The organism is Candidatus Photobacterium acropomis (assembly GCF_030685555.1).
GTDB lineage: Bacteria > Pseudomonadota > Gammaproteobacteria > Enterobacterales > Vibrionaceae > Photobacterium > Photobacterium lucens.
The window spans coordinates 932,962-957,698 of sequence record NZ_CP131609.1; the positions used below are offsets into that span (position 1 = coordinate 932,962).

Consider the following 24,737-nt stretch of genomic DNA (forward strand, 5'->3'; position numbering starts at 1 on the left):
TGTTTTGATTGTAGCGAAGTGTTACCACATAAAAAAAGCGAATACCTAAATTAGATATTCGCTTTGTTGTGCTGATCAAATTACATCAGGGTTTCTATCTCATTGGGTATCGCTTTCGGCGCTTCAATCCGTACCTGTTTGTGACGTCCTTGTAAGCCTTTTTCGACATGGATCAGCCCTTTAGCAACCTTGAATTGTTTCGATAGGTATTTCACTAAATGGGCGTTGGCTTTGCCATCGACAGGTGGCGCTGTGATGGCAATTTTAATTTCGTCACCGTGCAAACCAACGATCTGATCACGGCTTGCTTTGGGTTGGATATAAAGTCGAACGATGAGATCGTCACCATCCTGATGGATCGCTTTTTCTGTCACAGCATGTACCAAACGTTACCTACAACAGAGCCCATTGCGTAGTTGGCAAACTGCAGCGCAATGAAGATCACTAAGATACTTAAATCTAAGCCGCCCATCGCAGGAAGAATACGACGCACAGGTGCCATTAGTGGCTCTGTAAGTTGATACATTACGTATTCCATTGGGCTACGGCCTTGGCTCACCCAACTTAGGATTGCACGGATCAGTAGTACCCAGAACAGTAAGCTACCCGCAGCTTTTAATAGTGCAAGCAAGCCTAAGAATAGGAAGCTTGGCTCAAAAATAACGCCACCGCTACTGATGGAAATAATGATGAGGAACTTGGCAACACAGAGTACGTAAGCAAACAATACAGTTGCCATATCTAATGAACCAATTGATGGGATCACGCGGCGAAGCGGTGCAACAATTGGCTGGGTTGCTTTAACAATAAATTGTGAGAATGGGTTATAGAAGTCAGCACGTGACCATTGTAACCAAACTCGTAATAACACCACCATGATGTATAAATCAAAGGCGGTTTGAACTAAATAAACGAATGGATTCATAGATAAACCTTAAAACAATTGTTCCATTTCTTTTGCGCGAGATACTGCAGCTTGCATCGCTTTAGCAACAATCTCTGACAATTGGTGTTGATTGAATGTGTTGATAGCTTCTGCTGTTGTACCACCTTTTGAGGTGACTTGCTCACGTAATGTTGAAAGCGATGTTTCTGGATTTGCTTTCACCATTTCAGCGGCGCCCAGAGCGGTTTGTTGGATCAACAAACGTGCAGTATCGGCATCAAAACCTTGTTTGATCGCTTCTTGCTGCATTGCTTCCATAAATAGGAAGAAATAAGCCGGTGCACTACCAGCAGCAGCAATAATGCCATTAATGCCAGATTCATCTTCTACCCAGCAAATTTCACCTACCGCTTGTAGTAATTGGGTCGCAAACTCACGATCAGCCTGTGCCAACTGTGGTTTAGCGTATAAGCCGCTCATCCCTTTACCAATCAAAGACGGGGTATTTGGCATCACTCGTACTAATTCAACATCTTGCCCTAACATTTCACAAAGACGCTGACAGTTAATACCTGCTGCAATCGAGATCACCAGTTTGCCTTCAAAGTTAATACTCTGTAGTGGCAGACAGACTTCCTCCATTAATTGAGGTTTAACCGCAAGTACTACGACATCTGCTTCTTTAGCTGCTTGTAGATTATCGCTGGTGGTATGAATAGCAAAATCACGCGCTAAAGGCTCACGACGCGCGTCACTTGGCGCTGTCGCTGTGATTTTTTTCGCATCGTAACCGCTGGCAACAAGACCTGCGATGATCGAGCGCGCCATATTTCCTGCCCCAATAAAGGCGATTGAGCGTTGTTCCATGTCAAATCCTTATAAATAGGTACAAACTTAATGTTTTTTACCTTAATTGAGCTGTCATTTAAATGAACAGTACGAGTGATTTTTTATTATGCTTTTGGGCTGTAATCACGCGCACCAAAAATAGCAGTACCAATGCGAACGATGGTGCTACCGGCAGCAATCGCTGCATCCATATCATCACTCATACCCATTGATAGCGTATCAACTTGTGGGTATGTGGTTTTTAACTGCTCGAGTGCATCGGATAGCGCTTTAAATGTTGCAAATTGGCTATCAAAATCGGTTGCTGGCTGAGGAATAGACATCAAGCCACGCAATTCAATATTGGGCATCGCTGCAATTTCTGCTGCTAGTGCAGGAAGCTCTGCGAGAGATACGCCCGATTTGGTCTCTTCATCATTGCTGTTAACTTGCAATAGCACTTGTAATGGTGCCATATCAGCAGGACGTTGATCGCTTAAACGTTTAGCTGTTTTTACACGATCAATCGAATGTACCCAATCAAAGTGCTCTGCAACAAGGCGCGTTTTATTTGATTGAATTGGGCCAATAAAATGCCATACAAGCAAGTTTTTAGCACTATGGGTTGAAAAGTGATTTACCTTATCAACACCTTCCTGTACATAGTTTTCGCCAAATGCATACTGGCCTGCGGCGATGGCTTCTTCGATCGCCTCGACTGGCTTGGTTTTACTTACCGCCAATAATTGCACGGAATCTGCAGCCCTGCCGCATTTTTCAGTTGCTAAGGTGATCTGATTGATGACCTCTGCAATATTTTGTTTGATACTAGTCATAATTGATTCTTGGGGAAAATTTATGGATATCACCGAACTACTGGATTTTAGTGTAAAGCATAACGCATCGGATCTACATCTTTCTGCAGGTGTTCCTCCCATGATCCGTGTCGATGGCGATGTGAGAAAATTAAGCATGCCAGCGTTGGATCATAGTGAAGTGCATCGCTTAGTGTTTGACATTATGAACGATGCCCAACGTCGTGAGTATGAAGAAAACTTAGAAGTCGATTTTTCATTTGAAATTCCAGACATTGGTCGCTTCAGGGTGAACGCTTTCCATCAATCTCGAGGTTGTTCGGCTGTATTACGTACGATCCCAATTCATATTCCTACATTGGAATCGTTAAATGTACCTGACGTGTTCTACGACATTGCTCAGCTTAAGCGTGGCTTAGTGCTAGTAACAGGTGCAACAGGCTCAGGTAAATCGACCACAATTGCTGCCTTGGTTGATTATATCAATAGCAACTATAACCGTCATATTTTGACGATCGAAGATCCGATCGAATTTGTTCACCAAAGTAAGCGTTGTTTGATCAACCAGCGTGAAGTGCACCGTGATACGTTAGGTTTCCAGAATGCATTGCGCTCAGCACTGCGTGAAGATCCAGACGTTATTTTGGTTGGTGAATTACGTGACCAAGAAACCATTAGCCTAGCACTCACCGCAGCAGAAACAGGTCACTTAGTATTGGGCACGCTACACACCAGTTCAGCGGCGAAAACGGTCGACCGTATTATTGACGTATTCCCAGGTGCGGATAAATCCATGGTGCGCTCAATGTTGTCTGAATCACTGCGTGCGGTAATTTCTCAAAGCCTATTAAAGCGTGTCGAAGGTGGTCGTGTTGCTTCTCATGAAATCATGATGGCAACGCCTGCGATCCGTAACTTGATCCGTGAAGATAAGATCGCGCAAATGTACTCGATGATCCAAACCGGCTCAGCAATGGGTATGCAGACGATGGAGCAAAGCGTCAAGATGCTGGTGGCGCAAGGTTTAGTGGAAGCCGAAGAAGGGCGTCGTATTGTTGATAGTAGTCAGCGAGGCTTCTAATTGCGTTGAGCAGCTGCAATAAGTAGGAAAAATAATGAATTTAGATTACATCTTAGCGCAGATGGTTGAGCGTAAAGCATCGGATTTATATATCACGGTTGGCTCGCCTTGTTTGCTTAAAGTCGATGGTAACTTACACAACTTAGGTGAGTTATTAGATCGTGAAGCTGTCGATGCCTTGTTTGATGAAGCGATGGATGATGAGCAGCGCAAGGTATTTGTCACCAGTCGTGAGGCAAATTTTGCGATCGTGCGTAACGGTTGTCGTTTTCGTTTAAGTGCATTTTGGCAACGTGAATTACCGGGTGTGGTGATCCGTCGAATTGAAACCAAGATCCCGAATATTCATGATCTTCACCTACCTATTGATATGGAGCGTTTAGCGCTATCTAAACGTGGTTTAGTACTGGTTGTGGGGGCTACGGGGTCGGGTAAATCTACGTCGATGGCAGCAATGACAGGGTATCGAAACCAAAACCGTAGTGGCCATATTCTAACGGTAGAAGATCCGATTGAGTTTATTCACGAACATAACAAATGCATCATTACTCAACGTGAAGTGGGACTTGATACGGAAAGTTATGAAGTCGCACTGAAAAACTCGCTGCGCCAAGCACCAGACATGATTTTGATCGGTGAGATCCGTACCCGTGAAACCATGGAATACGCAATGACCTTTGCTGAAACAGGCCACTTGTGTATGGCAACGCTACACGCCAACAATGCTAACCAAGCCCTTGAGCGTATTTTGCATTTAGTGCCTAAAGAGCGTCGAGATCAATTCTTATTTGATCTGTCATTGAATCTTAAATGTATCTTAGCGCAGCAGTTGATCCCAGATGCGAATGGTATTGGGCGTCATGGTGTGTATGAGCTATTACTCAATACACCACGTGTTGCTGATTTGATCCGTCGTGGTGAGCTACATGAAATTAAAGATGTCATGGCGAAATCAAACCAAGCGGGCATGGTGACATTTGACCAATCACTGTATGCCTTGTTCCGTGACGGTAAGATCACAGAGCAAGATGCACTGCACCATGCTGATTCACCAAATGATCTGCGTTTGATGATTAAAATGGGCGATCCAAATAATAAAACGGCGAGCTCGTTATCCGGCGTTAAATTAGATTTGTAATAAGCCTATAATGATCACTTTACTTTAGTCACATGATAGGTCAATAGCTGTATTAAAAACGATCAAGTGTTAACTACTTGAGTCATAGCTATTAATATTTTGAATGATGAAAAGTGATCAGCTTGTGGAGCTTTTGAGTTCAAATGGTTCAAAAGCTGTACAAGCTGTACAGACGAGAAACAATAAGGGATAGCGCGATGATCGAATGCTCTGTAAATGATCTTGCTAACCTTTATGATGATCAATCTAGAAAAAGCTGTACAAGGATTAAACGTATTCTCTTAAAAGCGGCAATAAAAAAGACAAGCGCAATGCTTGTCTTTTTCGTTAATAGAAAGGGGTATAGCGATTAACCGTATTGGCGTTCAAACCAGCTTTCTAAAATCACAACGGCAGATTGTGAATCAATATTGCCTTTACTGAGAGAGCGATAACCACCACGCTCAAACAGTTCTGCCCGTGCTTCTACGGTGCTTAAGCGCTCATCGTGTAATTCAACTTGGCAGCCAAAACGACCATGCACACGGTTAGCAAATTTCTTTGCTCGTGGTGTGATGGTTTCTAGCTCTTTGCCTTCCAAATCTAAAGGTAAGCCTACAACCACTAAATCCGGTTGCCACTCTTTTAAAAGCTTTTCAATGTTATCCCAATTGGGGACACCATCATTGGCTTTAATCGCAGCAAGTGGGGTTGCTGTACCTGTAAGTTCTTGTCCGATCGCCACACCAATACTTTTGGTGCCGTAATCAAAGCCTAAAACTGTGCGTGATTGACTCATGCGTGACCTATATCTAAAGAAAGATTTGCTAAGTTAAAGCCTAATTTTTCAATGGCTTTATGCCAGCGTTCACCCACTGGTGTGGAAAAAATAATGTTGTCATCAGCTTCAATAGTAAGCCAATTATTATCAACTAACTCTTGCTCTAATTGACCCGCATCCCAGCCAGCATAACCTAGCGCAACAATAAATTGCTCTGGTGCCAGTGTTGTACCTAGCTCAGATAAAATATCGAGCGAAGTGGTGACGGCCAGTTCACTGTTGACAGGTAGGCTTGAGCTGTATTGCCCTTTGGTGGTGTGAAGTACAAAACCACGATCTTCAGATACTGGACCGCCATTTAGCACTGGAGACTCTAGGCTGACAGGATCGGCGATCGGGAGTGTTCTATCGACTTCAATTTGCTCCAGCATATTAGCGATGGAGATATCGATAGGGTGATTGATAATGATCCCCATAGCACCTTCATCATTATGCTCACAAAGATAAATAACACTTTGCTTAAATTGAGGATCTTGCATAGTGGGCATGGCCACTAAAAAGTGGTTGGTTAGATTCATGTACAACACCAGAATTTAGTACAAACCAGCAAGGGATAATACGTTGCTGATAAGCAAAAAAGCAGCGACATGGCCGCTGCATTCTTGTTTTGAGTATGGCTGATGATTGTCGGTAAAGCGATATTACTTCGCGTTTACTCGGCGCTCGATCGCATCCATTAATTTGCCTGTAATTGAAATATCAAACGCAGCTTCAATTTCACGAATACAGGTAGGGCTGGTTACGTTGATCTCAGTAAGCTTATCGCCAATGACATCAAGGCCAACGAAAATCAGACCTTTTTCTTTTAGTACGGGTGCAACTGTTTCTGCGATCTTACGATCTGTTTCGCTAATAGGGCGAGCTTCACCACGACCACCGGCAGCTAGGTTACCGCGAGTTTCACCTTTGGCAGGAATACGTGCTAAGCAGTAAGGCATTGGTTCGCCATCTACCACTAAAATTCGTTTATCACCATTACTAATATCAGGCACGAAGGTTTGTGCCATACAGTAGTTTTGACCCATGTTAGTCAGGGTTTCGATGATCACTGAAACGTTAGGATCGCCTTTCATCACACGGAAAATTGAAGAGCCGCCCATGCCATCTAGTGGCTTTAAGATCACATCACCGTGCTCTTGGTGGAACGCTTTTAGTTTCTCTGCACGACGCGTCACGATAGTGGTTGGCGTTAGCTCTGGGAACCATGCCGTAAATAGCTTTTCATTACAGTCACGTAAGCTTTGCGGCTTATTAACGATTAGAGCACCGTTATCTTCTGCACGTTCAAGGATGTAAGTCGCGTAGATGTACTCAGTATCAAACGGAGGATCTTTACGCATTAGCACAGCATCAAGATCTGATAATTCAATCTCTTGCTCGCTGTGGAAATCAAACCAGTGTTCAGGATCTTGTTGTACTGTTACCACACGAGTACGAGCAATTGCTTTGCCTTGCTCTAACGAAAGATCATTCATTTCCATGTAATGAATTTCCCAACCACGACGTTGAGCTTCTAACATCATGGCAAAGCTTGAATCTTTCTTGATATTGATAGACTCGATAGGGTCCATCACGATACCCAGTTTGATCATTGTGTTCTCCTAATCTAATTAGCCTAAATCACCAAAACGTACTTGTAGTGCGGTGATGGCTGTCATTGCTGTGGTTTCTGTACGTAGTACACGAGGACCCAGCAAAATTTCATCAAATTTATATTCTTCCGTCATGCCGATTTCTTCAGCTGATAAACCGCCTTCAGGACCAATCAGTAAACGTACATTAGTCACAGGTGTAGGCAGGGTATTAATGGAATATTTAGCGCGAGGATGTAAGTTAAGCTTTAATCCATCATATTCCTCAGCACACCATTGTTCCAGTTTCATCACTGGACGAATGGTTGGCACAACGTTACGACCACATTGCTCACAGGCAGCAATGGCGATCTTTTGCCATTGGTCGAGTTTCTTTTCAAAACGCTCAGCATTTAATTTAACGCCACAACGTTCAGAAATCAGTGGGGTAATAGTGCTTACACCTAATTCCACTGATTTTTGAATGGTGAATTCCATTTTATCACCACGTGAAATCACCTGACCTAAATGGATATTCAGTGGTGACTCAACGCTATGTTCCACACGAGATTGAATTTCAACTTCAACGCTTTTTTTGCTGGCGTTAGTGATCACAGCAGGAAACTCTGCATCACTGCCATCGAACATTAGAAGTTCTTGACCTGCTTGCATACGCATAACGCGGCCAACATGGTTAGCTGCATCGTCACTGAGCATTACCTTGCCTTGAGAAGGTAAAGATTCTGGATGATAAATACGTGGAATTCTCATAATGCGGTCATCTATGCAATAAAAAAAGAGTAATGACGAATCTTAACATGGATGCTCTGTTCGCCAATTATTCGAGGTGAAATAAAACGCGTTATTTACACATAACGCGTTTTTGAACGCTAAAGTGCGTTTAAGTAAAAGATGCTGTTATGAACAACGGCTCGCAAGAATAGGGTTAACGTTACCTTGGATTTTTTCAATCTTAGCAGCGCGTTGACATTCCCATTTGGTGACTGGGTATTGCTTATCCCAAGCATCCATTAATCGGCGTTGTTGTTTACTCATCTTGTATTTAGGGTAGACCGCTTCAAAGTACATGTAAGTACGGGCAATCACACCACGCGCGCGCTCTGGTGGTTGAGCATCATGATCTTTTTTATCGATGATCATGTCACAGCTACCGAACGAACGGTAATTTTTGCTACTGGTACTTGGTAGCATAACGAAGTTGTAATTCTGACGTGCTGCGTTCACAGCACCGACTGCTGGATATAAGTTGTAAAGATCGGATTGCATAAAGCGATATTCTTTATTTGCTTTTTCAGCACATTTACGACCTTTAAATGCTTTTCCTTTGCTATCGACACAAACGGCTGCACCTTCACGCCATTCACTAAATGCGCGACCAAAGTTTTCCGCTGGCACGATGTGCTCTGCTTCCCAACGTTTAACACGTTTTTTATAGACTTCAGTGCTAAACCCAGAAGGTAACGTTACATATTTTTGATTGTTAAAATCGGCACCACAATAAATGGTCTTCATATCTTGGGGCGCAATATAGATCTCTTTCTGCATAATTTTTTTTGCTTTGCTGAAAGAGTCGTTGCTGTTGTTGCCTAAAGGATTGGCATGATAAGGGGTTGCCTGTGCGACAGCAGGAAATAACAGCGCAATGGCTAAGCTGGTAAATACACGCTTCATCAGTGTGCTCAATAGAAAAGTATCGTATCACTAGCTTACTGATATTTTTCTCTTTGAGAAGTGTGTCGCAGATATTTGTAACTATGTTGTGGTTATTTAGCTGAAAGTTTAATAGTAAATAGCACTTTACTGTGGCGAATACACTAAGACTTCACGACATCGACGACAGTGATAGGTGGCTTGACCACGTAAAATACGGTTATGGCGACGGATGGTTAATGGGTATTCGCTACAGCTGCATTTATAAAGATAAGTCTCACCGGCAACAGAGCTGACATCAAAGCTATGAGTGGTTCTAGGTGCAACTTGAAATACTTCTCGCATGATCAATTGCCATTCTCGACCGTGCGGTTTTACTCGTCCAAACAGTTTAAACACAATTAAATGCGCCACTTCATGTGGTACCACCTCATTGAGAAAAGCATCGGTATTTTCTTTTAATAAAATAGGATTAAAGCGTACTTCCCAGCTTTGTAGACGTGCGCTACCGGCAATTTTTCCTCGTTGGGTGAAAGTGACGGTTGGCATTTTTAACCGTTTATTTAAGCGTTGATTTGCGGTTTTAATAGCATGCTCGACACGCTCGATAACTTGTTGTTGCAGTGAATTCATTGTTACTCGTTCTTTACTATATAGAGCTGCACTATACACCGAACAAAAAGGGCTGGCGAGAGCTTGAAACTCTAGCATTTGACCGAGGCTCGACAGCGCACAGGCAATAAAAAAGGACGCCTAAGCGTCCTTTTTTGTGCAGTATTAAGTGTATTACTTAATGTTTGCGAAATCGCGAAGTGCAGCCACTTTGTCTGTTTTTTCCCAAGGGAATTCTTCACGACCAAAGTGACCGTAAGCTGCTGTCTTCTTATAGATAGGCTGTAGAAGATCTAGCATTTCTTGTAGGCCGTATGGACGTAGGTCGAAGTGCTGACGTACTGCTTCAATGATGATCTCATGTGCTACTTTTTCAGTACCAAATGTTTCCACCATGATAGATGTTGGATCGGCAACACCGATAGCGTAAGAAAGTTGGATTTCACAACGATCTGCCATACCAGCTGCAACGATGTTTTTCGCTACATAACGTGCTGCGTATGCTGCAGAGCGGTCAACTTTTGATGGATCTTTACCAGAGAAAGCACCACCACCGTGACGTGCTGCACCGCCGTAGGTATCAACGATGATCTTACGACCTGTTAGACCACAGTCACCCATTGGACCACCGATAACGAAACGACCGGTTGGGTTAATGAAGAATTTTGTCTCTTTGTTTAACCACTCAGCTGGAAGTACCGGCTTGATGATCTCTTCCATTACCGCTTCACGTAGATCTGGGGTTGAGATTGAATCGCTGTGCTGAGTTGAAAGTACAACTGCATCAATACCCACGATCTTACCTTGATCATAAGCGAACGTTACCTGAGATTTTGCATCAGGGCGTAACCAAGGTAGTGTGCCGTTCTTACGAACTTCCGCTTGGCGTTGAACTAAACGGTGAGAGTAAGTGATTGGCGCAGGCATGAATACTTCAGTTTCGTTAGTTGCGTAACCGAACATAATACCTTGGTCACCAGCACCTTGCTCTTTAGGATCTGTTTTATCAACACCTTGGTTGATATCTGGAGACTGTTTACCGATGGTATTCATTACTGCACAAGAGTTAGCATCAAAGCCCATATCTGAATGAACGTAGCCAATCTCACGTACTGTTTCACGTGTTAGCTCTTCGATGTCTACCCAAGCTGACGTTGTGATCTCACCACCAACCATTACCATGCCGGTTTTTACGTAAGTTTCACAAGCTACACGCGCTTTAGGATCTTGTTCAAGAATTGCATCCAATACTGCATCTGAAATCTGATCTGCGATTTTATCGGGATGACCTTCTGATACCGACTCAGAAGTGAATAAATGTTTTGCCATCGGTAGTCTCACTTATCTTTGAATTTAGTCGCACGGTCGCGTTTATAACGCAGTTATATAGCTATATGTACGTTTACATGTATAGAGCTACTTCCGTCTAGACGTCCATAATAACGTTAAAGCGGAAAAAATCAACATTAGTGATATTAGGGTTTTTGCTTTAATTCATGATGATGGTGCTATAGCAGCGTTGAAATTGATGATATTTAAGATGGATAAATAAGTTTTATTTTGTTTTATAACAGTTGGTTATTGTTTTTATAGGGCTGGGGTGAGCATAAGAAAACAGTAAATAAGATAAAAATGTAATAAAAAATTGCGATTTCGATATCTACATGGAAGGTGAGCATATTACAGGTGTTTAATGCTTAGATTGCGAAAAAGCGATAACAGGGAAAATTAAGATAAAAATGAATCACATCTTGAAGGATTCGTACTTTTTAACAGCGATAGTTGAGTGACAATTGAGTGAAATTTTTATATCGACATAAAGCGAAAATAGCATAGTGGTAGCTTGGTTAAGCTATAGCTTATAACTATATTCGCATGACGAATAATCTTTATGTGTTTGGTTATATTGGTTTTTATAGCTGGTTGGTGAGAGATATCACAATTATGGTGATTCTCTAACGGGCTTGGTATACACTAACGCCGCTTAGTATTTTTGTAGCACGGATATGACACTAAAAGTCGCAATAAATGGATTCGGTCGCATTGGTCGCAGTGTGCTTCGCGCATTGTATGAAAGCGGCAAATATCATCACATTAACGTCGTGGCAGTTAACGAGTTAGCTGAGCCAGAAGCAATGGCGCACTTACTTCAGTTCGATTCTAGCCATGGACGTTTTCGTAATCCTGTCAGCCATGATCAGGAGCACCTTTTTATTGCTCACGAAAATGGTCATCAAGATCAAATCCGTATTCTTCATCAACCGGATCTAAAATTACTGCCTTGGCACGACCTCGATGTTGATATTGTTTTAGATTGTACCGGTAAATATGGTTCTCGTGATGACGGTTTAGCGCATATCGCATCGGGCGCTAAAAAAGTGTTATTTTCCCATCCTGCTAGCAAAGATATCGACTGCACTGTTATTTATGGTGTTAATCATCAGCAATTAACATCCCAACACCGCATTGTTTCCAACGGCTCTTGTACAACTAACTGTATCGTCCCTATTATCAAAGTGCTTGATGACAACTTTGGTATTGAATCTGGGACCATCACGACGATTCATTCCGCGATGAATGATCAACAAGTGATCGACGCCTACCACTCTGATTTACGCCGAACTCGCGCTGCAAGCCAGTCTATTATTCCTGTTGATACCAAACTACATCTTGGAATCGGTCGTATATTTCCGAAGTTTTCTGACAAATTTGAGGCCATTTCTGTGAGGGTGCCCACAATTAATGTCACTGCTATGGATTTGAGTGTCACAGTTAAAACAAATGTGAAAGTTAATGACATAAATCAATCATTAAAAAATGCGTCTCGTTGTACATTAAGTGGTATTGTGGATTACACCGAAGCACCTTTAGTATCAATCGACTTCAATCATGATCCCCATAGTGCGATTGTCGATGGTAGCCAAACAAGGGTAAGCAACCAGCATTTAATTAAGTTGTTGGTGTGGTGTGATAATGAATGGGGCTTTGCTAATCGCATGTTGGATACAGCGTTAGCAATGCATGCAACCGAAAACACGGATGCTGAAAAGTAAAATAGTAAGAATTACTGGGTTTGGCGTTGAACATTGATAACGCTGGGCTGTCAATTTTATGAACTTTTATTTTTAATAATGTTGAGAGGACAAAACATGTCTGTAATCAAGATGACTGATCTGGACCTAGCTGGTAAGCGTGTATTTATTCGTGCTGACCTAAACGTGCCAGTAAAAGACGGTAAAGTAACTTCAGATGCACGTATCATTGCATCTCTTCCTACAATTAAGCGTTGCCTAGAAGCTGGCGCTAAAGTAATGGTTACTTCTCACCTAGGTCGTCCAACGGAAGGCGAATACGCAGAAGAATTCTCTCTACAGCCTGTAGTTAACTACCTAAACGACGTTCTAGATTGTGACGTTAAATTAGCAAAAGACTACCTAGACGGTCTTGAGCTAAACGCAGGCGAGCTTGTTGTTCTTGAAAACGTACGTTTCAACAAGGGCGAGAAGAAAAACGAAGACGAACTATCTAAGAAATACGCTGCACTTTGTGACGTATTCGTAATGGATGCATTCGGTACGGCTCACCGTGCACAAGCATCGACTTACGGTGTTGGTATGTTTGCACCAGTAGCATGTGCTGGTCCTCTACTAGCAGGTGAGCTTGAAGCACTAGGTAAAGCAATGGACAACCCAGCGCGTCCAATGGTTGCTATCGTTGGTGGTTCTAAAGTATCAACTAAGCTAACTGTTCTTGAGTCACTATCTAAGATTGCTGACCAAATCGTTGTTGGTGGTGGTATTGCTAACACATTCATCGCTGCTGAAGGTAACGATGTAGGTAAGTCTCTGTACGAAGCAGACCTAATCCCAACAGCTAAAGAGCTAATGGCGAACACTAACATCCCAGTAGCAACTGACGTTGTTTGTGCGAAAGAGTTCTCTGAGTCAGCTGAAGCGACAATCAAGTCAGCTTCTGATATCGCTGCAGACGACATGGTACTAGATATCGGTCCTGATTCAGCTCAAGCACTTGCTGACATCATCATGAACGCAAAAACGATCCTTTGGAACGGCCCTGTAGGCGTATTCGAAATCGAGCAATTCGGTAAAGGTACTGAAGTTGTTGCAAACGCAATCGCAGAATCTGCTGGCTTCTCTGTAGCTGGTGGTGGTGACACACTAGCCGCTATCGACAAGTACGGCATTAAAGATAAAGTATCTTACATCTCTACTGGTGGCGGTGCGTTCCTTGAGTTCGTTGAAGGCAAGAAACTTCCTGCAGTTGAAATGCTAGAGACTCGCGCTAAAGCATAATTTATTTCACGTGGAAGTCTGATTTATTCTGAAATATAGCCATTCTTCCACGTTTAAATGTTTGTGATAGCATGATTGTTTAAGTAAAATACATCACTATCGCAAACGTTTGCATAAGAATTTTTTTCACAGACAACAAAGTAAATAATAGGACTATTGTTATGTCTAAGATCTTTGATTTTGTAAAACCTGGTGTTATTTCTGGCGACGACGTACAGAAAGTTTTTGCTGTAGCTAAAGAAAACAACTTTGCTCTACCTGCAGTTAACTGTATCGGTACTGACTCTGTTAACGCAGTACTTGAAGCTGCGGCTAAAGTTAAGTCTCCAGTAATCGTTCAGTTCTCTAACGGTGGTGCTGGTTTCTTCGCTGGTAAAGGTCTTAAACTAGACGGTCAAGGTACACAAATCCTTGGTGCAATCGCTGGTGCTAAATACGTTCACGCTGTAGCTGAGTCTTACGGTGTGCCTGTAATTCTTCACACTGACCACGCAGCTAAGAAGCTTCTTCCATGGATCGACGGTCTACTAGACGCTGGTGAAGAGTTCTTCGCTCAAACTGGTAAGCCTCTATTCTCTTCTCACATGATCGACCTTTCTGAAGAGTCTCTAGAAGAGAACATCGAAATCTCTGCTAAGTACCTAGAGCGCATGTCTAAAATGAACATGACACTAGAAATCGAACTAGGTTGTACTGGTGGTGAAGAAGACGGCGTTGATAACTCTCACATGGACGCTTCTGAGCTTTACACTTCTCCAGAAGACGTTGCATACGCATACGAGAAACTAAGCGCAATCAGCCCACGTTTCACTATCGCAGCATCTTTCGGTAACGTACACGGTGTTTACAAGCCAGGTAACGTTGTTTTAACTCCAACTATCCTACGTGATTCTCAAGCGTACGTTTCAGAGAAGTTTGGTCTACCAGCTAACTCTCTAAACTTCGTATTCCACGGTGGTTCAGGTTCTACTGAAGCTGAAATCCAAGAGTCAATCGGCTACGGTGTTATCAAAATGAACATCGATACTGATACTCAGTGGGCATGTTGGGATGGTATCCGTCAGTTCGAAGCTGAGAACCACGACTACCTACAAGGTCAAATCGGTAACCCAACTGGTCCTGATGCACCAAACAAGAAGTACTACGATCCACGCGTATGGCTACGTGCTGGTCAAGCTTCAATGGTTACTCGTCTTGAGAAAGCATTTGCTGACCTTAACGCTATCGACGTTCTATAATCGAACGACTTAGCAAAGCTAAAATGTGAAAAAGTCCGCTTCGGCGGACTTTTTTTTTGTATTTGCTAATTGCTTGTACTTAAATGGTTCTTTAGTGATATTTAAGTTAATTTATGTAAATATCTTCTTTTTTTAGTAGCTATTTAATATCAAAAGCAGGAATAATTAGCGTCCAGAATTCTGATATGCGTAAGGCGACCGTTTTACGTGTTTTATAGGAAGTTTATTCAATGGTGTAAGTCGTAGTGCATTGACCTACGACTTGCTCTATGAATTTATATTTTAAGTAAATTATAAGAGAGAGCACTTCAATGACTGAGAGCGTTACTGACAAGGTTGTCGACAAAATTTCAGATAACTCATTAACTGACAGCGTACTTCACGCTGGCAACTGGTTAAGTGATAATCAAGATCTACTGATCCAATATGCAGTGAATCTTGTATCAGCACTGCTAATCCTATTTATCGGTAATATGATCGTTAAAGCAGTTGCTGGCGCAGTTGCTAAAGTATTACGTAAGAAAGATATGGATAATGCGGTTGTTGAGTTTATTCACGGCCTAGTTCGTTACCTACTATTTGTTATCGTATTAATCGCAGCCTTAAGCCGTATCGGTGTACAAACAGCCTCTGTGGTTGCTGTGATCGGTGCTGCAGGTCTTGCTGTTGGTCTTGCTCTTCAAGGTTCACTATCTAACTTTGCTGCAGGTGTTTTGATCGTTGCGTTCCGTCCATTCAAATCTGGCGACTTCGTAGAAGTTGCGGGTGTGTCTGGTGCCGTAGAATCTATCCAAATCTTCTCTACAGAGCTACGTACTCCTGACAATAAAACAGTAGTTGTACCAAACTCATCTATTATTGGTAACCCAATTACAAACTACTCACGTAATGCGACACGTCGTATTGATCTTGTGATCGGTGTTTCTTACAAAGCTGATCTTCAAAAGACAAAAGAAGTGCTTACTCGTGTTGTTAATGCAGATTCTCGCGTTCTTAAAGATCCAGAGCCAACAATCGGTGTTGTTGCACTAGCAGATTCTTCTGTGAACTTCGTGGTACGTCCATGGGTTAACACGCCTGATTACTGGGCTGTATACTTCGATCTTAACCAAGCGATCAAAGAAGAGCTTGATAAAGAAGGTATCGAAATCCCATTCCCACAAATGGATGTTCACCTAAACAAAGTTGATGCTTAATTTTTAAAGTATCACGATGAAGAAAATGGAGCCTTTGGGCTCCATTTTTTTATCGCTAAAATGGTGAGAGAAATATATAAAGGAACAATGTTCAAAATTAATGGTCTTAAGGGATAGTTTTCATTTTTTAGTGGTCAAACATTCGTAAGTGATTTATCTCAGAACTAAGATAAAGAAACGAATGTTGTTGCCAATGAGGATTTCCAATGAAGAAACAACTATTAGCTCTTTTATTAACTACCAGTGCATTGATGTCAACGGGCGCAATGGCTGCTGATTTGCCATTTCCTCATTTGGAAACTACAGGGCGCGGTGAAGTAGTAGTAAAGCCTGATATGGCAGTATTCTCGGTTGATGTTGTCGCAACCAAGCCAACAGCGTCAGAAGCAAAACAAGCGGCTGATGAAGCGGTCACTAAATTTATTGAACGTCTAACCAAAGCGGGAGTTGAACGTAAGAATATTAGCAGTGCTAATATTTCGTTATCTGCGCAGTATCGCTACCCTAAAGATCAAGCGCCAGAATTTACAGGTTTTAAAGCAACCCGCAATGTGGTTGTGACGGTATACAAATTAGAGAATCTAAACACTTACCTTGATGGTGCATTAGGTGATGGTATTAATCAGATCAACAATATCACCTTGAAAGTGAAAGATCAGAAGAAATACCAAGAAGAAGCACGTCAAGCAGCGATTGCTAATGCGAAAGAAGTAGCTGCATCGTTAGCAAAAGGCTTCGGCGATAAAGTTGAAGGTGTATGGCAAATTGATTACAACACGGCTTCTCGTCCAATGCCGTATCGTATGGCTAATTATGCTGGTGGTGCGATGCAAGACTCCGCTGCGATTAACCAAAGCTACAGTGAGAACAACATTGTTATCTCTGATAGTGTGAATGTGATTTTCAAGCTCGCTAAGTAATCACAATTGCTTTTAGCTGCTGGAATAAAAAAGGAGAGCTGATGCTCTCCTTTTTACTATTTATTCACGCTGTAACTAGTGAAGAATACGTGCACGAATAGTGCCTTCGATAGATTTCAGTTTCGCTAATGCTTCTTGAGATCGTTCTGTTTCGACATCAATCACCACATAACCAATTTCAGCCCCTGTTTGTAGGAACTGAGCGGCAATGTTGATACCTTCTGAGGCAAAGATAGTGGTTATTTGATTTAAAATGCCAGGGCGGTTTTCGTGAATATGCAGTAGACGTGAACAGCCACGGTGCTCAGGCAATGATACTTCTGGGAAGCCAACTGCAGATAAGGTTGACCCGTTATCTGAGTATTTCACTAGCTTACCAGCAACTTCAATCCCAATATTTTCTTGAGCTTCCTGGGTTGAACCACCAACGTGAGGAGTTAGTAGTACATTGTCGAAACGCAGTAATGGTGACTCAAATGGGTCGTTATTGGTCTTTGGCTCTACAGGGAATACATCAATCGCAGCTCCTGCAATGTGCTTGCTTTCTAGCGCACTACATAAGGCATCAATATCAACCACTGTGCCACGGGCAGCGTTAATGAAAATAGCACCAGGCTTCATGCGTGCAAATTCTTCTGCGCCCATCATGTTTTGGGTATCTGGTGTTTCTGGTACGTGAAGAGAAACCACATCTGATTTATTTAATAGCTCACTCAATGAAGCAACTTGAGTGGCATTACCGAGGGTGAGTTTATTCTCGATATCGTAGAAACAAACACGCATACCAAGGTTTTCAGCCAAAATACCTAACTGCGTACCAATGTGACCATAGCCAATAATGCCCAGTGTTTTACCGCGAGCTTCAAACGAGTTGTCTGCTGATTTTAACCACTCACCACGGTGCGCTTTGGCGTTCTTTTCTGGAATACCACGAAGCAGTAGTAGCAGTTCACCAAGAACCAATTCAGCCACACTACGAGTATTTGAAAATGGTGCGTTGAAAACGGGGATACCGCGACGCATGGCTTCTTCAAGATCAACTTGGTTGGTACCGATACAGAAACAACCTACCGCAGTCAGTTTTTTCGCAGCGGCAAATACCTCTGGTGTTAATTGAGTGCGTGAGCGAATACCGATAAAGTGTGCGTCTTTCACTGCTTCAAGTAGCTCTTCGCCAGCGAGTGAGCCTTTGTGGTATTCAATATTGGTGTAACCTGCTTGTTCTAGTACTTCTACTGATGAAGGGTGAAGACCTTCTAACAATAGAATTTTGATCTTATCTTTATTTAGTGAAACTTTGGCCATGGTTCTCATCCTTAAAAACGCAGCTAACTGCTTTTAAAATAAAGAAATATCAGAGGGTGAGCGTTCTTTATTAGATTAACAGTAGCGGTATGGTTAAACGTTTGCTAATAGCTGATTAATAAAGTATCAAAAAATAGCCACTATGGGTAAGAATATTACAAAAAAGATAATAAAAAACGGCATAAGCTAGAATGAGAACCACTAAGCTATGCCGTTTTGAAAGGAAATAACATTTATAACGAGATTAATAGCGTTTTATCATCCCATTAAGTCGCTACCGACTGACATTATTTCTCGAATTTTTTCACGCCATCAGGTGCACCAACAAGAAGTACATCTGCACCACGGTGAGCAAATAGACCAACGGTAACTACACCTGGTAGTGCGTTGATCTTATCTTCCATCTCTTTCGGGTTAGTGATTTGCATGTTGTAAACATCAAGGATGATATTGCCGTTATCGGTGACAACACCTTGACGGTAAACCGGATCACCACCTAATTTAACTAGCTCTCGACCAATGTATGAACGTGCCATAGGGATCACTTCAACAGGTAGTGGGAACTGACCAAGAACATCGACTTGCTTGGTATCATCCACAATACAAACGAACGTTTTTGCAATGGCAGCGACAATCTTTTCACGAGTTAATGCTGCACCACCACCTTTGATCATGTCGTAATCTGCGTTGATTTCATCAGCACCATCAACATAGATATCAAGAGAAGACACTTCGTTAGCATCAAAGACTTTAATGCCAAGTTGCTCAAGGCGCTCAGTAGAAGCGATAGAGCTTGAAACCGCTCCTTTGATCTCTTCTTTGCGAGTCTCTAATGCATCGATGAAGTGATTAACCGTAGAGCCAGTACCCACACCAACAATGGTTCCTTTTTTTACGTACTCTAGCGCGGCCCAACCGGCTGCTTTTTTCATTTCATCTTGTGTCATGTCATTCTCCTCATTATGACTAATACGCCCATTAAGCGTTGGCGCTAATTATAACGAATTGGAAATAGTTCGTCAGTGCGAACATGAGCAAACCTAATGCAAAATAAGAAATAAAAACAGAAGGTTATTAATAACAATTAGTTAGGTTGTTTGCTTTTTCTTAAACTTAAGTAAACGTTTGCTTAATTGCTCATCTTTTGGGGTATTTCAGATTAGAACACCAATGATAGGTTGTTGATGGAGTAATAATTTGAGGTAGTGGTACGTCCCAATGCTCACTGGGAAGTTGCTCGATCAACTGGCAATCATGGGCTAAACCAAGAGGGTAAGGACCTTGCTGATGATGGTGCCATTGGCTCAATGTACGATCGTAATAACCGCCGCCCATACCTAGTCGTTGACCTGTGCGATCAAAGGCGACTAATGGCGTACAAATAACATCGAGCTCTCGAACGGGTTTCACCGCGCGAACATCAAGTATCGGTTCTGATATTTGATAGCGATTTTTGTCCATTCGGGTATTGGGTGTGTAGTGAAGAAACAGTAAGTGCCCTTTACTAAAAGGATGCAAAACAGGGAGGTAAACAGACTTACCCTTTTGCCATAACCAGTCGATGATTGGCTGAGTGTTAATTTCACCATCATTGGTTAGGTATAACGCGATATGGTGTGCTTGGGTGATTTTACTGCATTGCTGCACTTGTTGTAGTAATTGCTGGCTGGCTTGTTGCTGTTGTTCTGTGGTGAGTTGTTGCCGACGCTCACGGATCTGTTGTCGAATCGCTTGTCGTGGTGATAATGCTACAGTCATGGCTCAATCCTTGAGTATAGGGATTTAGCTTGATTGTAAGAGGATAATATTCAGAATGAAAGAGATATAAGGAGGAGGTGCCCCAAGGTGCCGTTGTAAATGGTGGCCCTTGAACCAGACGTTCAAGGTGGATCGGCAACATTAACCGTAGGCTTCTCAGTCGAGCTGAGCATGCTCAGTAGCTAATAAAAGCAGATCCTGGGTATTTGCTTATCGGCTCGGGGACGTTCATTCACTGACGCACACCCCAGGGTAAATTCATTATCAACGCTTTGGATAATTTTGCAATGCTTTATCTAGTTTTTCTTCTAGTGCATTGATCTTAATGGACAAATCTCCAGCGTTTCCGTTATGTTCTAGTCGCTCTGCATGTAACTCGTTGCAGATGTTTAGCCCTGTAAAGATTAACAGTTGCTCTACATTGGATACTTTAGTGCGCTCTGACATATCTTTCAAGCGTTGGTCGAAATCAGCTGCGGCAGCACGAAGCGCATCTTCTTGACCTGTTGGGCAGTTCACTTTTAAGTTTCTGCCGAACACTTGAATTTCTACAGCCTGAGTACTCATAAATCTTCGGTTTGCTCCATGCCTTAATGGGTATTCATTCCGCCTTTGCTTATCGCCAAATCATAGGAAAACAGGTTACAACATGCAAGCGGCTATACTTCACTTTGTGCTCAATAGGTTCTAAGTAAACAGATATTAATCACACCAAATTGGTTGTTGGTTAACTATTGAACGTTATGCTCGGTGTTATCATTTGCCGAACAGAGCTTAAGTGTTAGCATAACACAGGCGGTTACTGACCCATTGTTATTTCTGCTTAAGAATTTGAGTAAAAATGTAATTATTGATGTTCACTTGATTTTTTACATCAGTTGCAGTGGAAATCACAATGTGAAAGTAACAATAGCATCCGTGTTTATTGTTTGAATGAATATATAGGTAAATAAACCATGAGTGAAATAACCCTACCAACTTACCAAGCGGTGGAATCAGCATTAAAAGAGCAGGGCTTAGCGTCCGCACCTGCTGAATTACATGGTTTATTAAGCGGCATGATTTGCGGTGGCTTATCGGTTGATGATGAAAGCTGGGTTGGTCCTGTTTGTGACTATGCCAATGAAGGTGAGCCATTAACGGATGGCGCAAAAATGATGGTGCGCACTCTATTTTCAACCACGGCGAATGAACTTTTTGGTGGTGGTTTTGAGTTTTCGCTATTAATGCCAGATGATGATGAATCGCTAACAGTACGTGCTGAAGCATTAACTGAGTGGGTAAACAGTTTTATTTCAGGTCTTGGTTTAATGGATCTGCAAAAGAACCAATTATCAGAAGCGGTAACAGAAGCATTGGCAGATCTTCAAGATATTGCACAATTGGGCATTGATGAAGATGACGATATGGAAGAGCAAGCCGCACTATTTGAACAAGTGGTTGAACATGTTCGTATGTGTGTATTGAGTTGCCACTCTGAGTTAGGTCAGCGTCCTGCTGATGAAGCGCCAGAAGAGAAGCCAACGCTGCACTAAGCGTTGTTGAGTGAAGGGATCAAAAGTGAAGCACTATGATGTTGTTATTGCCGGTGGTGCAATGGCGGGAGCGAGCCTTGCTATTGCGTTAGATGTGTTAAGCCGTCAGTCATTACGCATTGCGGTCGTAGAAGCGGTAATGCCGGAATTTGGTACTCATCCAGGTTACGATTCGAGAAGTATTGCCCTGTCTTATGGCACCACACGTTTGCTTGATAACATTGGTATGTGGTCAGCATTGAAACAAGTATCGACGTCGATTGAGCATATTCATGTCTCTGATCGTGGCCATGCTGGCATGGTGCGTATTTCGGCACAAGAGCAAGCAGTTGATGCTTTAGGTTATGTGATTGAACTGGCTGATGCAGGAGAGATCTTCCATAAAAAGATCCAGCAAATTGATAACATAGAGATGTATTGCCCAGCTAGTGTTCAGCAAGTTGAGCGTAACCAAGAAAAAGCTATTATCACGCTTGATAATGGTGAATCACTGTCAACCTCGTTATTGGTCGCCGCTGATGGTGCTATTTCTCACTGTTGCCAATTGGTCAATATTGGTCGCTCTGAATATGATTTTGAGCAAACAGCCATCATTGCCAATATCACGACTGCTGAGCCTCATCAAAACCAAGCTTTTGAACGTTTCACTGAGCATGGTCCCGTGGCGTTATTACCTATGTCACAAGGGCGTAGTTCACTGGTTTGGTGTGTACCGCCAGAGCAACAACAAGCGATCATGGCGCTGTCTGATGCCGAGTTTCTTGCCAAGTTACAGCAAGCGTTTGGTTGGCGTTTAGGTGAGTTAACACAAGCTGGCCAACGTGCGTGTTATCCATTGTTATTACGCCAGTCAAATGCATTAGTGTCACACCGTGTGGCAGTGGTTGGTAATGCTGCTCAAACGTTACATCCGATTGCAGGACAAGGATTTAACCTCGGTATTCGTGATGTGATGACGTTAGCAGAAGAGATTGTTTCAGGCGCTTTGCAAGGTAAAGATATTGGTTTGCCTGAAGTGTTGGGTCGCTATCGTGAACGTCGCATCCCTGATCGTCAAAATACCATAATGATGACGGCAGGCTTGGTGGGTATCTTTGCTAATGACAACCTATTATTTACTGCTGGACGCAATGTCGGTTTAGCAGCCATGAGCTTTTCAAAAACATTAAAAGCACCGCTATTGCGTCGTGCTATGGGACAGGTAGAACGATAGTTATGATGCAAAGTGTGGATATCGCCATTATTGGTGGTGGCATGGTGGGGTTAACGTTAGCTGCTGCATTAGCTGATACAGAATTACGCATTGCCGTGATTGAAGGTCATTTACCTGATCCTGAATTGCAACCCTTGCCTGATTTACGTGTATCAGCCTTAAGTCGTGCTAGTGAGCGTATTTTCCGTCGCCTTGGGGTATGGGAAGGTATTGCTAGTCGTCGTATTAGCCCCTATTCAAAAATGACAGTGTGGGAGCAAGACAGCTTTGCCAAAATCGACTTTGATGCAGAGCGTTTATCGCAACCGGATCTCGGCCATATTGTTGAAAACCGTGTTATTCAATTAGCTTTATTAGATCGCATTAAGCAGCAAAGTAATGTCACGTTATTAGCACCAGAGCGTTGTGAAAATATTGCCTTTGGTGAGTCAGAAGCATGGCTAACTTTAGCGTCAGGTAAACATCTAACAGCAAAGTTAGTAGTAGGTGCTGATGGCGCTAATTCTTGGGTACGTCAGCAATTAGATATTCCATTAACGCACTGGGATTATGGTCATAGTGCGATTGTGGCGAATATTCGTTGCCAAGAAGCTCATGAGCAAACCGCGCGCCAAATCTTCCGCCCACAAGGCCCACTGGCTTTCTTGCCATTGTCTGAGCCTGATCTGTGCTCGATTGTGTGGTCAGTACCACCAGAAGATGCTGAGCAATTATGTGCAATGTCGAATGAAGCGTTTGATCAGCATTTAACTACAGCGTTTGATAATCAGCTGGGTTTATGTCGCGTTGAAGGTGATCGTCAAGCATTCCCATTAAAGATGCGTTATGCCCGTGATTTTGTTCGTGAACGTGTCGCTTTAGTGGGCGATGCAGCCCATACTATTCATCCCTTAGCAGGACAGGGGGTTAATCTTGGCTTGCTCGATGCTGCGGCGTTAGCGCAAGAGCTAAAAGCATTATGGCTGGCGGATAAAGACATAGGTAAGCAAGCAAACTTACGTCAATACGAGCGTTGGCGTAAAACAGAAGCCGCGAAAATGATCACTGCGATGCAAGGTTTTAAAGAGCTGTTCTCCGGCTCTAACCCGGCGAAAAAATTGCTGCGTGATATTGGCATGCTGGTGGCTGATAAAGCGCCAGGGGTAAAAGATGAATTTATGCGTAAAGCATTAGGCTTAAGTGGTGAATTGCCCGAGCTGGCTCGACATTCATCGTAAACTGCCCATTACTCATTATTAAAAAGTCATCTTCGGATGACTTTTTTTGTTTTTCTCGACTAACAAAATGAATTTTTTCACCTACATTAAATATCAGAAGTAGAAAGACGTTGTTGCGATCGTTTGTGTTGGATTAACAGATAGTGAAAGTCATTGTCATGGCTGCTTTGATAAGGATATGAAAATGAGTTACGTTCCCTCTGAATTACAATATACCCATAGCCACGAATGGATTCGCTCGGAAGGTAATGGTATCTACACCGTTGGTATTAGCGATCATGCTCAGTCTTTATTAGGTGACATGGTCTATATTGATCTGCCCGATATAGATTCTGCAACGGATGTTGGGGAAGAGTGTGCGGTGGCAGAATCAGTCAAAGCCACTTCAGATATTTATGCGCCGCTATCTGGGATAGTGATTGCGGTTAATGAAGATTTGGAATCATCACCTGAGCTGGTAAATAGCGACCCTTATGGTGATGGATGGTTATTTCAGCTAAGAGTCAATGATGATAATGAGCTTAATGATTTATTGATGGCTGATGACTATCTGACAATTATTGTGGAAGATGAAGAATAGGCGATCAAAAAAGCCCATCGAATAATGGGCTTTAACAGTA

General features: G+C 42.6%; 26 protein-coding genes and 1 other RNA gene. 11 read left to right on the plus strand and 16 right to left on the minus strand.

All coding sequences use genetic code 11. The features are described from left to right. Positions 1-80: 80 nt before the first annotated feature. The 4 genes from yggU to Q7657_RS11135 all read right to left on the minus strand — a co-directional run bounded on the left by yggU (position 81) and on the right by Q7657_RS11135 (position 2,550). Complete coding sequence (gene yggU / locus Q7657_RS11120) at positions 81-374, minus strand: DUF167 family protein YggU (protein WP_053987278.1); 294 nt, start codon at positions 372-374, stop codon at positions 81-83. Then, on the minus strand, positions 371-925 hold the full coding sequence (locus Q7657_RS11125) for a YggT family protein (RefSeq protein ID WP_008987961.1): 555 nt from the start codon (positions 923-925) through the stop codon (positions 371-373). Before Q7657_RS11125 ends, yggU begins: the two co-directional genes overlap by 4 nt. Before the next feature lie 9 nt (positions 926-934). Then, complete coding sequence (proC, locus tag Q7657_RS11130) at positions 935-1,753, minus strand: pyrroline-5-carboxylate reductase (RefSeq protein WP_107167266.1); 819 nt, start codon at positions 1,751-1,753, stop codon at positions 935-937. A gap of 86 nt (positions 1,754-1,839) precedes the next feature. Continuing rightward, entirely contained in the window at positions 1,840-2,550 is a 711-nt protein-coding gene (locus Q7657_RS11135; RefSeq protein ID WP_107167265.1) for a YggS family pyridoxal phosphate-dependent enzyme, read from the minus strand. A 22-nt stretch (positions 2,551-2,572) separates the two neighbouring features. Here Q7657_RS11135 and Q7657_RS11140 point away from each other — a divergent pair, with 22 nt between their 5' ends. Together Q7657_RS11140 and Q7657_RS11145 are read left to right on the plus strand one after the other, a co-directional pair. Next, on the plus strand, positions 2,573-3,610 hold the full coding sequence (locus Q7657_RS11140) for a type IV pilus twitching motility protein PilT (protein ID WP_008987964.1): 1,038 nt from the start codon (positions 2,573-2,575) through the stop codon (positions 3,608-3,610). A gap of 34 nt (positions 3,611-3,644) precedes the next feature. Then, positions 3,645-4,748: a PilT/PilU family type 4a pilus ATPase gene (locus Q7657_RS11145; RefSeq protein ID WP_008987965.1), complete on the plus strand. Its 1,104-nt coding sequence runs from the start codon at positions 3,645-3,647 to the stop codon at positions 4,746-4,748. Between the two features lie 349 nt (positions 4,749-5,097). On the opposite strand, the gene ruvX is transcribed toward Q7657_RS11145, so the two are convergent. The 7 genes from ruvX to metK all read right to left on the minus strand — a co-directional run bounded on the left by ruvX (position 5,098) and on the right by metK (position 10,751). Beyond that, positions 5,098-5,526, minus strand: a complete 429-nt coding sequence (gene ruvX / locus Q7657_RS11150; RefSeq protein ID WP_023933568.1) for a Holliday junction resolvase RuvX — start codon at positions 5,524-5,526, stop codon at positions 5,098-5,100. Further along, entirely contained in the window at positions 5,523-6,086 is a 564-nt protein-coding gene (locus Q7657_RS11155) for a YqgE/AlgH family protein (RefSeq protein ID WP_008987967.1), read from the minus strand. Before Q7657_RS11155 ends, ruvX begins: the two co-directional genes overlap by 4 nt. A 123-nt stretch (positions 6,087-6,209) precedes the next feature. Beyond that, the gene (gshB, locus tag Q7657_RS11160; RefSeq protein WP_006647266.1) at positions 6,210-7,160 is read right to left on the minus strand and encodes a glutathione synthase; all 951 of its coding nucleotides are present in this window, start codon (positions 7,158-7,160) and stop codon (positions 6,210-6,212) included. An 18-nt stretch (positions 7,161-7,178) separates the two neighbouring features. Beyond that, on the minus strand, positions 7,179-7,910 hold the full coding sequence (gene rsmE, locus Q7657_RS11165; protein WP_045069248.1) for a 16S rRNA (uracil(1498)-N(3))-methyltransferase: 732 nt from the start codon (positions 7,908-7,910) through the stop codon (positions 7,179-7,181). A 147-nt stretch (positions 7,911-8,057) separates the two neighbouring features. Further along, positions 8,058-8,831 carry an endonuclease gene (locus Q7657_RS11170; protein ID WP_107167264.1) on the minus strand — a complete coding sequence of 258 codons (774 nt, stop codon included), beginning with the start codon at positions 8,829-8,831 and terminating at the stop codon, positions 8,058-8,060. A gap of 126 nt (positions 8,832-8,957) precedes the next feature. Further along, on the minus strand, positions 8,958-9,443 hold the full coding sequence (locus Q7657_RS11175) for a SprT family zinc-dependent metalloprotease (RefSeq protein ID WP_053987282.1): 486 nt from the start codon (positions 9,441-9,443) through the stop codon (positions 8,958-8,960). Positions 9,444-9,596: 153 nt separating this feature from the next. Then, positions 9,597-10,751, minus strand: coding sequence for a methionine adenosyltransferase (gene metK, locus Q7657_RS11180; RefSeq protein ID WP_053987283.1), 1,155 nt, complete (start codon positions 10,749-10,751; stop codon positions 9,597-9,599). Between the two features lie 677 nt (positions 10,752-11,428). Between metK and epd the strand changes: the two genes are divergently transcribed. The 5 genes from epd (at position 11,429) to Q7657_RS11205 (ending at position 17,089) form a co-directional block, all read left to right on the plus strand. After that, the gene (epd, locus tag Q7657_RS11185) at positions 11,429-12,475 is read left to right on the plus strand and encodes an erythrose-4-phosphate dehydrogenase (protein ID WP_053987284.1); all 1,047 of its coding nucleotides are present in this window, start codon (positions 11,429-11,431) and stop codon (positions 12,473-12,475) included. A gap of 96 nt (positions 12,476-12,571) precedes the next feature. Continuing rightward, the gene (locus Q7657_RS11190) at positions 12,572-13,735 is read left to right on the plus strand and encodes a phosphoglycerate kinase (RefSeq protein ID WP_053987285.1); all 1,164 of its coding nucleotides are present in this window, start codon (positions 12,572-12,574) and stop codon (positions 13,733-13,735) included. Positions 13,736-13,896: 161 nt separating this feature from the next. Next, positions 13,897-14,973, plus strand: a complete 1,077-nt coding sequence (gene fbaA / locus Q7657_RS11195) for a class II fructose-bisphosphate aldolase (protein WP_053987286.1) — start codon at positions 13,897-13,899, stop codon at positions 14,971-14,973. A gap of 311 nt (positions 14,974-15,284) precedes the next feature. After that, positions 15,285-16,169: a small-conductance mechanosensitive channel MscS gene (gene mscS / locus Q7657_RS11200; protein ID WP_053987287.1), complete on the plus strand. Its 885-nt coding sequence runs from the start codon at positions 15,285-15,287 to the stop codon at positions 16,167-16,169. A 206-nt stretch (positions 16,170-16,375) separates the two neighbouring features. Further along, a complete protein-coding gene (locus Q7657_RS11205) occupies positions 16,376-17,089 on the plus strand; it encodes an oxidative stress defense protein (protein WP_107167263.1) in 714 nt (237 codons plus the stop codon). A 75-nt stretch (positions 17,090-17,164) separates the two neighbouring features. On the opposite strand, the gene serA is transcribed toward Q7657_RS11205, so the two are convergent. The 5 genes from serA to zapA all read right to left on the minus strand — a co-directional run bounded on the left by serA (position 17,165) and on the right by zapA (position 20,719). After that, entirely contained in the window at positions 17,165-18,394 is a 1,230-nt protein-coding gene (gene serA, locus Q7657_RS11210) for a phosphoglycerate dehydrogenase (RefSeq protein ID WP_053987289.1), read from the minus strand. A gap of 287 nt (positions 18,395-18,681) precedes the next feature. Beyond that, entirely contained in the window at positions 18,682-19,341 is a 660-nt protein-coding gene (gene rpiA / locus Q7657_RS11215; protein WP_023933552.1) for a ribose-5-phosphate isomerase RpiA, read from the minus strand. Positions 19,342-19,531: 190 nt separating this feature from the next. Continuing rightward, positions 19,532-20,152: a 5-formyltetrahydrofolate cyclo-ligase gene (locus Q7657_RS11220; RefSeq protein ID WP_107167262.1), complete on the minus strand. Its 621-nt coding sequence runs from the start codon at positions 20,150-20,152 to the stop codon at positions 19,532-19,534. 75 nt (positions 20,153-20,227) lie between these two features. Beyond that, positions 20,228-20,409, minus strand: a non-coding RNA gene (ssrS, locus tag Q7657_RS11225) — 6S RNA. Between the two features lie 7 nt (positions 20,410-20,416). Next, positions 20,417-20,719, minus strand: a complete 303-nt coding sequence (gene zapA, locus Q7657_RS11230) for a cell division protein ZapA (protein WP_053987292.1) — start codon at positions 20,717-20,719, stop codon at positions 20,417-20,419. Positions 20,720-21,108: 389 nt separating this feature from the next. Between zapA and Q7657_RS11235 the strand changes: the two genes are divergently transcribed. The 4 genes from Q7657_RS11235 (at position 21,109) to gcvH (ending at position 24,697) form a co-directional block, all read left to right on the plus strand. Then, the gene (locus Q7657_RS11235; protein WP_053987293.1) at positions 21,109-21,687 is read left to right on the plus strand and encodes a YecA/YgfB family protein; all 579 of its coding nucleotides are present in this window, start codon (positions 21,109-21,111) and stop codon (positions 21,685-21,687) included. Positions 21,688-21,712: 25 nt separating this feature from the next. Next, complete coding sequence (gene ubiH, locus Q7657_RS11240; protein ID WP_107167261.1) at positions 21,713-22,900, plus strand: 2-octaprenyl-6-methoxyphenyl hydroxylase; 1,188 nt, start codon at positions 21,713-21,715, stop codon at positions 22,898-22,900. A gap of 2 nt (positions 22,901-22,902) precedes the next feature. Continuing rightward, positions 22,903-24,117, plus strand: coding sequence for an FAD-dependent 2-octaprenylphenol hydroxylase (locus Q7657_RS11245; protein ID WP_181319902.1), 1,215 nt, complete (start codon positions 22,903-22,905; stop codon positions 24,115-24,117). Positions 24,118-24,301: 184 nt separating this feature from the next. Beyond that, entirely contained in the window at positions 24,302-24,697 is a 396-nt protein-coding gene (gene gcvH, locus Q7657_RS11250) for a glycine cleavage system protein GcvH (protein ID WP_053987295.1), read from the plus strand. Positions 24,698-24,737: the final 40 nt, after the last annotated feature.